This window comes from Chryseobacterium sp. DZ-32 (assembly GCF_059587025.1).
In genome coordinates this window covers 110,645-122,326 of sequence record NZ_JCAIOM010000008.1, presented here as the reverse complement: position 1 = coordinate 122,326, position 11,682 = coordinate 110,645, and the positions used below count along the sequence as shown (strand labels likewise).

Here is an 11,682-nt window from a genome sequence, read left to right as displayed (position 1 = left end):
AGTATACCTTCCAATTTAGAATTACTCAACGTAAGAATGTAAAGGGAGAAGGAAGTTGAAAGGAGGATGTTTGGCGTCACCATGAAAATAACATATTAATTGCTAAAAAATACACTATTACAACATTTTCTGGAAGCTGTTCCTTCTTCCAGCTTCTAACTTTCTTTCACTAAAAATAAATTAACTATCTTTATATTTATAAAACATGAACATCCGCTATGAAAAAAATAATTGTTGTCGTTCTCGTTGTATTTATCATCATACAATTTTTTCCTATCGATAAAACGAATCCGCCGCCAACTCCCGGTATGGATTTTCTGAAAATTAAAAATACTCCTGAAAAGATAGCGCATACAATCAGAACATCATGTTATGATTGTCATTCCAATGAAACAAAGTATCCATGGTACAGCAATATCTCCCCGATGTCATGGTGGGTAAAAAATCATATTGACGAGGGCAGAAATCATCTTAATTTTTCTACCTTTGCAGTGTATGAACCTAAAAGACAGCTTCATAAACTTGAGGAATGTATAGAAATGGTTGAAAAAAAAGAGATGCCGCTTGAATCCTATTATTTAGGCCATCAGAATGCTAAACTTTCTGATGAGCAGCGTGCAGATCTTATCCATTATTTCAAAAAAGTAAAAGAAGACACGGAAAGGGGAATCCTATTTAATAAATAACGTCATGGAAAATTGGGAAAATAAGCATATTGTATTTTTTGACGGAGATTGCGGAGTCTGCAATTTCTGGGTACAGTGGATTTTGGAACGGGACAATAAAGACCAGTTCATGTTTGCTTCTCTTCAATCTGATTTCGGACAGCAGTTTTTATCTGAAAGAGGGCTGGAAACCAATGTATTCAATACTATGTATCTGTGGAAACCCGGACGGTTTTATCTGATCAAGTCAAGGGCAGTACTGGAAATAGCTAACTTGTTGGGAGGCATATATAAACTTTCGTTTATCGGAAAAATCGTTCCGGCATTTTTAAGGGACAAGGCCTATGATCTTATTTCCAGAAACAGGATGAAGCTGGCCAACCAGAAATGTTATTTACCGGACCTTCATCAGAAGAAAAAATTTATTCAGGTGTAATTAATGATTCTTACACCATTTCATTTAACTTATAAAAAGATCATTCCGTAAGAGTTAGCTACAATATTAATGCATTGTATTGATTCCTACGGAATGACAAATAATAAGACGGATAGGTGTTCCTGTTTAATTTTTAATGTTTAATGTTTAATGTTTAATAAAAATTAAACTGAAGAGCAGCCTCTTACCAGCTTAATCAATTATCAATTATCAATTATCAATTATCAATTATCAATTATCAATAATTACTCATTACCCATTGCGCATTACTCATAAATTCAGCGACCACACAGAATAAGAATTCGGCGGACACTGGATTTTCACCCATTTATCTCCCTGAGTTGTTGGGTACCAGCTTGAGTTCCCTGTAAAATCTTTGATCTGCTGGCTGCTCCAGTTGGTTTCTATCCATCTTTCCTGCCAGTTTGAAGACGTATTGATGTAAACTACAAGTCCCGGATTACCATTATAACCGTTACGTCTTGCAATATATTCATCATTATCGGTGTAGAGAATGGAAGTTGTTCCGGTGGCTTTGTTATTGTGAATCCAGATCAGATTGTTCAGTCGTTCCTTATTTAACCATTCTTCATAATCTCTGTAAAAAATGGTAGGATAACCTTCATGGGTTAAGATATAGGCATATGCCGGCATTTTATTGTAGATGATATCGGTATCATGATTGGCAACAAAGGTGACTGCTTTGTATGGATTTCTTTTCCACATCATATCATCATTCAAAGCATTTAAATTACCATTATCAAAGGCTTCATCCATTTTATAATAGGCCGCAAAATCAAATACGGAACTGTTGGCATTATTGGCCCACCATTCCAATGTGTTGACATTTGAATCCCATAATTCCCCGACAGAAAATCCACCTACGTTAGAATTCCAGGTGTTAACAACCCATGGTCCGAACCCCTTAACGTAATCAAACCTCCAGCCATCAAATTTCATCACATTTTTATAATATTTTGCTACGGAATCATCTCTTCCCCAAAGCCAGTCCTGCACATGAGGATTCGCGTGGCATAAATCCGGAAAGCCACCAAAAGCCCCTTCATCATTATTCCCGTAAGCATTTTTGTAAAAGTCATTATAGTTTCTCTGGAATTTTCCGGAAGCCACACCAGAAAAATTGGTCCAGGTATTAGTTCCTGTAAAAGGATTGGCTTCAGACTGCCCGCCACTGTTGTGATTGATTACAATGTCTGCATACACCTGCATGTTTTCAGCATGCGCTTTCGTAATCAATGCTTCCAGTTCGGCTCTGGATCCGAAACGGGTTTCTGTGCTTCCATTCTGATTAAAATTTCCAAAATCATAATAATCTGTAGGATCGTATCCCATAGAATATGCACCGTTCTGTGCTTTTGATGCCGGCGGCAGCCATACCGCACCAATTCCGGCATTGGACCACGCTGTTATTTTGTCTTTAACGGTATTCCACCAGTTACCACCTTCCGGAACATCCCAGTAAAAGCCCTGCATAAGAACTCCGCCACCCGGTCCGGCTACGAATTTACTTTGTGTGGAACCTGAACCGCTTCCTGTACTGAAAGGCCGGCCATCATGATGGGTCACATTCACTGTTTTGTTATGAACCTCTTCCTGCTTGGTAGGTTCTGTCATTAATTCATCACTTGTACGGCATGAGCTTATTAATGCTAAAGCCAGTAGTGAAAGGAAAAAGTTTGTTTTTTTCATCGCTGTAATTAATTATCAATCTATTAAACAAGATACAATTTTATTAAAAACAAAATCAAATAAATGGGAAATATTTTCATTTCACCTAATAAATCAAGATGAAAGGCATTCAATTTTTTTCATTAAAAAATCATAAATTTTTCAGATTCCCGAGACAATTTTTCTTTTAATGCATATATTTGCATACTATGGAATACAACACCCAAAAAACTCAGCTTCATATGCCGGAATATGGCAGAATTATACAACAGTTAGTTGAGCGCTGCAAAGAACTTCCTTCCAAAGACGAAAGGAATGAAATGGCTATGGCAATCATCGATTTTATGGGTCAGAGAAACCCGCAACTTCGCGACGAGGAAAATTATAAACATAAACTTTGGGACCATCTTTTTATTCTTGCCAATTATGATCTGGATGTAGATTCTCCTTATCCGTTCCCTACAATGGAACAGCTGGCGGAAAAACCTAAAAGAATGGAATATCCAAAACTTCAAGGTGACTTTAAGTTCTACGGAAAAAGTATTCTTCAATTGATCGAAAAAGCAATCGAACTGGAAACGGGTGATGAAAAAGAAGCCCTTATCGAGGTGATTGCCAACAATATGAAGAAGTCTTATAATGTCTATAATAAAGAACATGTGACTGATGATGTTATTTTCCGCCACCTGAAAGAACTGTCTGAAAACAGGCTGGATCTTACCGGAATAGATTCTCTTGAAAAGAGTAAAATCTATTACACCAGCAATAACAACAACAGGAACAACAATAACAACAACAGGAACAACAGCAATAATAAAAATAATAACCAGCCCAACAAAAGAAGGCATAATAACAATCATAAAAACAGAAAATAATGAGTGGAACATTTCAAATAAGAGGAGGAAAAAGACTGCAGGGTGAAATAACTCCACAAGGAGCCAAAAATGAGGCTCTACAAATTTTATGTGCGGTTCTTCTGACGGACGAAGAGGTAAGAATTAAAAATATTCCTGATATCCATGATGTGAACAGACTGATTGAAATTCTTGGAGATTTTGGAGTAAAAATTACCAAAAACGGACAGGGAGATTATACTTTCAAAGCGGATCAGGTCAATTTTGATTATATAAAATCTAACGAGTTTAAAAAAGACGGAGCCAAACTACGCGGATCCATTATGCTGATGGGACCAATGCTTGCCCGTTATGGAGAGGCTTATATGCCTACTCCCGGAGGTGACAAAATCGGGAGAAGAAGATTGGATACTCACTTTCAGGGACTTGTTGAATTAGGTGCTGAATTCAATTATGATGAGGAGGAATATTTCTATTCTTTAAAAGCTAAGGAACTAAGAGGAAAATTCATCCTGCTGGAAGAAGCTTCTGTTACCGGAACGGCTAATATTGTAATGGCAGCCGCTTTGGCTAAAGGAAAAACAAGAATCTACAATGCTGCCTGTGAACCTTATCTTCAGCAATTATGTAAAATGCTGAACAGAATGGGAGCCAATATCTCAGGAATCGGGTCCAACCTTCTTACTATTGAAGGGGTTGAATATCTGAGAGGTACTGAGCATACCATGCTTCCGGACATGGTAGAGATCGGCTCATGGATTGGTCTTGCAGCCATGACAAAATCTGAAATCACCATCAAAAATGTAAACTGGAACCAGCTTGGGGTAATTCCGAATACCTTCAGAAAACTGGGAATTCAGCTTGAACAAAGCGGTGATGATATCTATATTCCGGCACAGGAGCATTATAAAATCCAGAAATTTATTGACGGTTCTATCCTTACGATTTCGGATGCGCCATGGCCTGGATTTACGCCTGATTTATTATCTATTATTTTAGTAGTGGCTACTCAGGCCAAAGGAAGTATTCTGGTTCATCAGAAAATGTTTGAATCCAGATTGTTCTTTGTGGATAAATTAATTGATATGGGTGCTCAGATCATTTTATGTGATCCGCACAGAGCTACGGTAATCGGATTGAACCAGGAAGCTCCGTTAAGAGGGACAACAATGGTTTCCCCGGATATCAGAGCCGGAAACGCCCTTCTTATTGCAGCACTTTCTGCGGAAGGAAAATCTATTATCCACAATATTGAGCAGATCGACAGAGGATATGAAAATATTGATGGAAGGCTAAGAGCTATTGGTGCTGACATTGAAAGAATCTAAAATTATTTTATTGAGCTAATCCTTTAAATAATGGCTTCGACAGGCTCAGCCTGACAACGCTTAAAAATTTCGGTTGGTATTAGGGCTGTCACCCTGAGCTTGTCGAAGGGTTATCAATAAGAAAACCTTTGTTAATTATTAATCCCGAGTTATTAATATTAACTAAAGGGATAAGCCAAGAATTTTATTTAAAAACGTTCAGAATATTCTGAGCGTTTTTTTGCTTTACTTCTGTCATTGACTACGTCGAATCTTTGATTTCTGACGAAGGAAGAATCTTATTGTCAATCAAATATATGAGATTCTTCACTACATTTCATTTCGCTCAGAATAACACCCTTGAGGCACCTCTGTTCTGCAGCAATTTGATTCGTCATTTAAATCTGTTATAGTGGCAAATAAAAAGCGCCCGGTAAAACCGGACGCTTTGAGTAATTAAAACTATATGAATCTCACTTAAAAATATGTTCTGCAGGTATATTCTACCGTCGTATTGATAAGTTTATTTTTATTCAGATACACTTCAAGCTGCTGGAAATCTTCTGAATTGACATTAATATATAACTGTACTGAACCGAAACTGTACCCGTTCACATACTCTACGTTAGCAGATAACACTCTATGATAAATGCCAAATTGATTGTAGATCGTATTCATCAAATGTTCAAATTTCATTTTACCATTCAACTCTATTTCCAATAACAATTCTTTTTTAGGCAGGTTAATTTTATTTTGTAAAACCTGCAGGCCGGGATTAGGTGTAATCATTGCTAAACATTTTTGGGTTAAACTCTGTCAGATCATATGACACTTTTGCTTTTAAATCTGTGACAAAAATATAAAAAAATATTAGTCTACCAAATTAGTAGACTAATATTTTTAAAAATTTAACATAAAAAAAGAAGCCTGTTGAGCTTCTCGTACGTTTTAATAGTTCCCTATTCTTTCCAATTTATCAGAACCAGCCAATCCGTTTGGGTTACAACCTGGCTCTCCTTCAGGGACTTTGAGATTTTTCTTAGTATAAAATTCTTCTCAGAATGTATTCGTTTTTCCTGTTTTGGGATCAATAAACGTCATCGGCTCCAGTTTGAAAATATGTTCGTCCCGAAAAGCTCTTTCCACAAAATCTGAACAATAATAGGAATTTTCATCAAGGATATAATTGAAATTGTAAGGTTTTCCCAGCATGGAATTCGCTTTTTTAACCGCTTCAGGAATTGCTTTCCGAAATTCCGGTTTTAACCGGTAAACAATCACATCCTGACCTTCTTCTTTCTGATCTTTAATAAAGTCTTTTAAAGCTTGTCTCTGAGAACCGCCTTTTGGTGCAGCATGCAGAACAAACATTTTGCGGCCCTCTTTTTCCAGAATTCCTATATGATCAAATGAAGCTGTTTTTTGTTTTTGAGTTACATTATTAATCGCTCCGGAAAGCCCTGTTTCTTTTGCAGTTACAAAAAGCAGGTCTCCGTTTTTGAGATCTATAGTACTTTCCGAAACATTATTATTACACTGTACTAATAATAACATCAGACCGTATAAAAGTCCAGCCACAAACCTCTTTTTTAATCTAAATTCAAACATTCGATTCTATTTTCGGAACCAAAATTACAAAATAGAAATCATTACATTTGTGGGAATATTGATCTATTCTTCACACCAACCCAAACACTCCAGGAATCTTATGCCCCATATTTTATTAATTGAAGACGACGACAGACTTTCAAAATTGATTACAAAGGGATTTCAGGAAGCAGAGTTTGAAGTCACTGCAGCTTACGATGGAAATTCTGGTCTGAAGCTGGCTTTACAGACCCATTTTGATCTGGTAGTGACAGATATTGTATTACCCAAAAAAGATGGTCTGGAATTCTGTAATGAAATCAAAAGTTTAAAACCCAATCTTCCTGTCATTATGCTTACTGCATTGGGAACTACGGATGACAAGCTGGAAGGATTTGATGCCGGAGCTGATGATTATCTCACCAAACCTTTTGAAATGCGTGAACTGGTGGCAAGGATCAAAGTACTTCTGAAAAGATTTTCACAACAGCCCCACCAAAAGATTTCTGTTCTTACATATGAAGGTATTGAAATGAATCTGGAACAAAAAACCGTGAGCCGCGATCATACGCCTATAAAATTGACCCCGAAAGAATTTAATCTCTTAAAATTCATGATGGAAAATTCAGAAAGAGTGCTTTCCAGAATTGAAATTGCAGAAAAAGTGTGGGAAACCCATTTTGATACGGGGACCAACTTTATTGATGTCTATATCAATTATCTCCGGAAAAAAATAGATAAAGATTTTGCAACCAAACTGATCCATACCAAAGCCGGTATGGGATTTATTCTTAAAAAAGACTACGAAACAGGTATTATACAGTAAGCATTAAGATAAACTAAAAATATCCGGATGAAAATAAGAACCCGACTTACGCTGCTTTTCACCTTAATTACTGCAATGCTTTTAGGTATTTACAGCATTTCGATCTATTATTCATCCAAAGAAGCCAGAGAACAATCTTTTTACAGCGAACTTCAAAATGAAGCGATTGCCAAGGCCGATTTATTTTTCCGAAGCTCACTCCCCGAGCAGGAAATGCATAAGCTTTATAAAAATAATACCAGAACGCTTAACGAAGTTCAGGTAGCGATTTATGACAGTAATAAGGAGCTGGTTTATCATGATGACGCCAAAGTAGATTATGTAAAGGAAACTCCGGAAATGCTTTCTCAGATATTTCAAAAAAAGAAAATTAATTTCTTTCTCAATGATCTGCAGGTCATCGGAATCGTGTATCAGTATGAAGGAAAAACGTATGCGGTAACTGCGGCAGCTTATGATCAGTACGGATATTATTATCTTACACATCTTCTTACCATCAGTATTATCTCGTTTTTCATTATTCTGATCTTGATCTATCTGGCCGGAATATTTCTTTCTAAAAAAGCATTGAGTCCGCTGACTGAAATGGTTATTCAGATAAAAAAAATAACCGCCGGGAAATTACAGTTACGCCTGAAAACAACCAAAGAAAAAGACGAACTAAATGAGCTTGCTGAAAACTTCAATGGAATGCTGGAACGGCTTGAAAATTCTTTTGATTCGCAAAAGCATTTTGTATCCAATATTTCTCACGAACTGAGAACACCTTTAGCAGCCATCATCACCGAGCTGGAACTCGCTTCTGAAAAAGATAAAACCAAAGAAGAGTATCAGGAAACCATTCAATTCGCGCTGGATGATGCCCGGAATATGGTAAAACTGTCAAATAGTTTAATGGATCTTGCCAAAGCAAGCTATGATCCCGATGAGATCAGTTTTTCGGAAGTACGTCTTGATGAAGTTCTTCTGGAATCTTATACCAAAATCACGAAAGATAATCCGGGATATAAAGTTTCAATGAACATTGAAGATTTGGTAGAAGAACACCAGCTTACCATCCTGGGAAATGAGTATCTTCTTCAAGTTGCCTTCAACAATCTTATTGACAATGCCTGTAAATATTCTCCGGAACATACTTGTCTGATTGATGTAAGTACGGATTCAAAAATCCTTACCATCAGTTTTACCAATACCGGAAATAGCATTAATAAAGAAGATTTACAGTATATTTTTGAGCCTTTTTACAGGAGCGAAAACTCCAAACATGAAAAAGGTCATGGAATAGGATTATTTCTCACCGAGAAAATTATTCTGCTCCACAATGCAAAAGTCAAAGTTGTATCGGAAAAGAATAAAACTATTTTTACGGTAGAGTTTATTACCCAGTAATTGATCAAAAGCTTCATTCAAATGTATTTGAATCTTAACTTCCCTTAAAACCTTAATTAGCTTAATGGTTTTTAAAATTTCTTATTTAATCATGAGAAAGAGATTTTTTATTGAAAACTGTCGTTCCTATACTCGCTGTAATCACACAGGCAATAGAAATCCATTGTAAAAAAGATAATTCTTCAGCAAGAAAAACCAATCCTGAAAGTGCTGCAAATGCAGGTTCCAGGCTCATCAGAATACTGAATGTCTTTGCCGGAAGTTTTTTGAGAGCCATCATCTCCAGTGAAAAAGGCAAAGCACTCGAAAGAACAGCCACGCCAAGTCCTTTTATAAAAATAGCAGGAGTAAGATTGAAAACGGCTCCATCCCAGATGGTAAAGGGAATAATGACAAGACTGGCAAATATCATCCCGGTGGTAACCGCATCTTTTCCATCCATTATTTTGGAGACCTTTCCACCCATTACAATATACAGGGCCCAGAACATCCCTGCCAGAAAGGCCAATCCAAGTCCTAACAAATCGACATGATCATTTTTCCACGGAACAATTAACAAAATTCCCACACAGGCCAGTAATGCCCACACGACATCCAACAGTTTACGTGACAATGCCAATGCGAGAAATAATGGCCCGGCAAATTCCACAGTAACAGCCAATCCCAGCGGAATCCTTTGAATCGCCATATAGAAAATAAGATTCATTGCAGCCAATCCAACTCCATAGATTGCACAGTATTTCCATTTCTGACTGTTAAATTGTAAAAACTTAGGTCGGTTAAGCAAAGTAAGCAAAACAGCAGAAAGTACAATTCTTAAAGTAACCGTACCAATCGCTCCGATTACAGGAAAAAGCTGTTTTGCAATGGAGGCTCCTCCCTGCACACAGATAATCGCTAAAAGCGTAGCCGGTATTGCTAAGTTTGATTTTTTCATTTCTAAAGTATATAATTCAAAAGATATTGGAAGGAAGTCTCCGGGATTTAACAAGCTTTTATTTCATATGACAGATTGTAAAATTCATCATACAAAAATCAGCCTCCAAATGTATTGAAATTTTATCGCTTATCATGGGTACAGTTTACACATATTAAAAGGATATAATAAACAACTATTTCCTGCAGAATCATCAAAAAAACAGGAAGGAACTTTCTCTAATAATTTTCTAATCACATTCTAAAGCTTTTCTAACGGCAAAAAAGGGCAGTCAGTTTTACTTTTGCACAGTAAAAAATAAAGCAATATGGACTCAGATCCTTACAGTAATTATCAATCTTAAAAGCTTTAGTTGTACTCACTTTTCCCGTACAGCTGAAAAGCTTATAAAAACAGGAAAAGTTATGAATACATTCGAATTTACCCTTCGTCTCCTTACCGCATTTTGTCTGGGAGCCGGTATTGGCTTCGAAAGACAGTGGCGCAAAAAAAATGCAGGTCTCCGCACCAACACTCTGGTATGTATCGGTTCTGCTGCATTTGTACTGATTGCTATCAGAATTGGTGGCGATGCAGCCGGCCGAATCACCTCTTATATCGTCAGTGGAATAGGTTTCCTTGGCGGTGGTGTTATCATGAAAGACGGCCTTACCGTAAGAGGATTAAATACAGCAGCCACATTATGGTGTTCAGCAGCCATAGGCGCATTATGCGCTTTGGGATATCCTCTGGAAGCCTTTATCACAGTTCTCTTCATTGTATCTACCAATATATTCCTGAGACCTACTCTATCCTCTCAGAAAGAAGCCAGAAGCAAAAAATGGTTCAGTACCAGGAAAAATAACAAAGAAAAAGTAAAAATCAGCAACAGCACTCAATTGTATTAAGATCATGAAAAAAATAATCTTAAGTAGTATTATTCTCTTTGCAATCTCTTGTAAAGACAATGCACCTCAGCAAAACAAAGATCCGGAAATCATAACAAAAGGTAATCAGATCACCATTCCGGAAACTCATCCGGTTTTCAAAAAAATTAAAACACAGATGGTAACCGAACAGGAACACAGCGACGGAGTGGTTTCAGCGGGAACAATCCAGGCAATTCCCAATCACTACGCGGAAATTGCCAGTCCTTTTTCCGGAAGAATTACAAAATCTTTTATTCAGCTTGGACAGAATGTTTCTGCCGGAAATCCACTTTTTGAAATCCTCTCATCAGATTATTTTTCAGTTCAGAAAGATTATACGGATGCTTTAAATGATGTACAGCTGTCAGAAAAAAATTACAGACGTCAGCAGGATCTCGTTAAACATGGAGTCGGAGTACAGAAAGAGCTGGACGAAGTGGAAACTGATTTTAAAAATAAAAAAACATCCCTTTCCAATGCCTCTTCTGCCTTGAAGGTTTATAACAGCAAAGGAGGAGGCATAGGAAGTCCGCTTGTTGTAAGGGCTCCCATTGGCGGAGAAATTATTTCCAACAAAATTGTCAACGGGCAATACCTGAAGGGAGATGCAGATCCGGTCGTGATCATCGCAGAATTATCAAAAGTCTGGATTTCAGGTGATGTAAAGGAAAAAGACATTCGCTTTGTCAATATTGGCGACCAGGTTTCTGTAAAAGTAAGCGCTTATCCCGACAGAAATATTACCGGAAAAGTATATCACATCAATGAAATGGTGGATAAAGATACACGAAGCATTAAAGTTCTTATTGAATGCGACAATCCGGACAGAAAATTAAAGCCGGGAATGTACGCCACCGTGAACTTCTCAACAACCCCTGAAAAGACGGTGATGATTCCTGTAACAGCTTTAATGCAGGAGGACAGTTCACAATATGTATGGATAAAAACAGGAAAAAACCAATTTACCAGACGTTCTGTGACAACGGGAGAAACCTATGAGAAAACTGTAAGAATCATATCAGGATTAAAACCCGGAGAAACCATCATGACCGAAGGCGGAATTTATATGCCGGATGCAAAATAA

The 11,682-nt window shown here is 37.2% G+C and carries 12 protein-coding genes; 8 read left to right on the top strand and 4 right to left on the bottom strand.

Annotated features, from left to right (window positions below; genetic code table 11):
- Nucleotides 1-218: 218 nt before the first annotated feature.
- Entirely contained in the window at nt 219-686 is a 468-nt protein-coding gene (locus AC59HC_RS10920; RefSeq protein ID WP_202841185.1) for a heme-binding domain-containing protein, read from the top strand.
- Nucleotides 687-690: 4 nt separating this feature from the next.
- Entirely contained in the window at nt 691-1,101 is a 411-nt protein-coding gene (locus AC59HC_RS10915; protein ID WP_202841187.1) for a thiol-disulfide oxidoreductase DCC family protein, read from the top strand.
- Nucleotides 1,102-1,371: 270 nt separating this feature from the next.
- Here AC59HC_RS10915 and AC59HC_RS10910 read toward each other — a convergent pair whose 3' ends face one another.
- Complete coding sequence (locus AC59HC_RS10910; protein ID WP_202841189.1) at nt 1,372-2,811, bottom strand: alpha-amylase; 1,440 nt, start codon at nt 2,809-2,811, stop codon at nt 1,372-1,374.
- A 188-nt stretch (nt 2,812-2,999) separates the two neighbouring features.
- Here AC59HC_RS10910 and AC59HC_RS10905 point away from each other — a divergent pair, with 188 nt between their 5' ends.
- Both AC59HC_RS10905 and murA read left to right on the top strand, forming a co-directional pair.
- Nucleotides 3,000-3,665: a DUF4290 domain-containing protein gene (locus AC59HC_RS10905; RefSeq protein WP_202841191.1), complete on the top strand. Its 666-nt coding sequence runs from the start codon at nt 3,000-3,002 to the stop codon at nt 3,663-3,665.
- Nucleotides 3,665-4,972, top strand: coding sequence for a UDP-N-acetylglucosamine 1-carboxyvinyltransferase (gene murA, locus AC59HC_RS10900; RefSeq protein WP_110008022.1), 1,308 nt, complete (start codon nt 3,665-3,667; stop codon nt 4,970-4,972). Before AC59HC_RS10905 ends, murA begins: the two co-directional genes overlap by 1 nt.
- Before the next feature lie 456 nt (nt 4,973-5,428).
- Here the strand turns inward: murA and AC59HC_RS10895 are convergent, their stop codons facing one another.
- Both AC59HC_RS10895 and AC59HC_RS10890 read right to left on the bottom strand, forming a co-directional pair.
- Complete coding sequence (locus tag AC59HC_RS10895) at nt 5,429-5,740, bottom strand: NIL domain-containing protein (protein ID WP_227942834.1); 312 nt, start codon at nt 5,738-5,740, stop codon at nt 5,429-5,431.
- A 267-nt stretch (nt 5,741-6,007) separates the two neighbouring features.
- Nucleotides 6,008-6,529 carry a YiiX/YebB-like N1pC/P60 family cysteine hydrolase gene (locus AC59HC_RS10890; RefSeq protein ID WP_496558590.1) on the bottom strand — a complete coding sequence of 174 codons (522 nt, stop codon included), beginning with the start codon at nt 6,527-6,529 and terminating at the stop codon, nt 6,008-6,010.
- A 130-nt stretch (nt 6,530-6,659) separates the two neighbouring features.
- On the opposite strand from AC59HC_RS10890, the gene AC59HC_RS10885 reads away from it, so the two are divergent.
- Both AC59HC_RS10885 and AC59HC_RS10880 read left to right on the top strand, forming a co-directional pair.
- Nucleotides 6,660-7,364, top strand: coding sequence for a response regulator transcription factor (locus AC59HC_RS10885; RefSeq protein ID WP_496558589.1), 705 nt, complete (start codon nt 6,660-6,662; stop codon nt 7,362-7,364).
- 27 nt (nt 7,365-7,391) lie between these two features.
- The gene (locus AC59HC_RS10880; RefSeq protein ID WP_496558588.1) at nt 7,392-8,753 is read left to right on the top strand and encodes a HAMP domain-containing sensor histidine kinase; all 1,362 of its coding nucleotides are present in this window, start codon (nt 7,392-7,394) and stop codon (nt 8,751-8,753) included.
- Nucleotides 8,754-8,838: 85 nt separating this feature from the next.
- Here AC59HC_RS10880 and AC59HC_RS10875 read toward each other — a convergent pair whose 3' ends face one another.
- Complete coding sequence (locus AC59HC_RS10875) at nt 8,839-9,690, bottom strand: EamA family transporter (protein ID WP_496558587.1); 852 nt, start codon at nt 9,688-9,690, stop codon at nt 8,839-8,841.
- A 404-nt stretch (nt 9,691-10,094) separates the two neighbouring features.
- On the opposite strand from AC59HC_RS10875, the gene AC59HC_RS10870 reads away from it, so the two are divergent.
- Nucleotides 10,095-10,577, top strand: coding sequence for an MgtC/SapB family protein (locus tag AC59HC_RS10870; protein ID WP_227942839.1), 483 nt, complete (start codon nt 10,095-10,097; stop codon nt 10,575-10,577).
- 4 nt (nt 10,578-10,581) lie between these two features.
- Nucleotides 10,582-11,682 (top strand): efflux RND transporter periplasmic adaptor subunit, encoded by a 1,101-nt coding sequence (locus AC59HC_RS10865; protein ID WP_496558586.1) that lies wholly within the window; start codon nt 10,582-10,584, stop codon nt 11,680-11,682.

Excerpts from the sequence above, each read along its gene's own strand:
- AC59HC_RS10880 (WP_496558588.1), top strand. The coding sequence starts at position 7,392 with ATGAAAATAAGAACCCGACTTACGCTGCTTTTCACCTTAATTACTGCA.
- AC59HC_RS10865 (WP_496558586.1), top strand. The coding sequence starts at position 10,582 with ATGAAAAAAATAATCTTAAGTAGTATTATTCTCTTTGCAATCTCTTGT.
- AC59HC_RS10920 (WP_202841185.1), top strand. The coding sequence starts at position 219 with ATGAAAAAAATAATTGTTGTCGTTCTCGTTGTATTTATCATCATACAA.
- AC59HC_RS10885 (WP_496558589.1), top strand. The coding sequence starts at position 6,660 with ATGCCCCATATTTTATTAATTGAAGACGACGACAGACTTTCAAAATTG.
- AC59HC_RS10910 (WP_202841189.1), bottom strand. The coding sequence starts at position 2,811 with ATGAAAAAAACAAACTTTTTCCTTTCACTACTGGCTTTAGCATTAATA.
- AC59HC_RS10915 (WP_202841187.1), top strand. The coding sequence starts at position 691 with ATGGAAAATTGGGAAAATAAGCATATTGTATTTTTTGACGGAGATTGC.
- AC59HC_RS10905 (WP_202841191.1), top strand. The coding sequence starts at position 3,000 with ATGGAATACAACACCCAAAAAACTCAGCTTCATATGCCGGAATATGGC.
- AC59HC_RS10895 (WP_227942834.1), bottom strand. The coding sequence starts at position 5,740 with ATGATTACACCTAATCCCGGCCTGCAGGTTTTACAAAATAAAATTAAC.
- murA (WP_110008022.1), top strand. The coding sequence starts at position 3,665 with ATGAGTGGAACATTTCAAATAAGAGGAGGAAAAAGACTGCAGGGTGAA.
- AC59HC_RS10870 (WP_227942839.1), top strand. The coding sequence starts at position 10,095 with ATGAATACATTCGAATTTACCCTTCGTCTCCTTACCGCATTTTGTCTG.
- AC59HC_RS10875 (WP_496558587.1), bottom strand. The coding sequence starts at position 9,690 with ATGAAAAAATCAAACTTAGCAATACCGGCTACGCTTTTAGCGATTATC.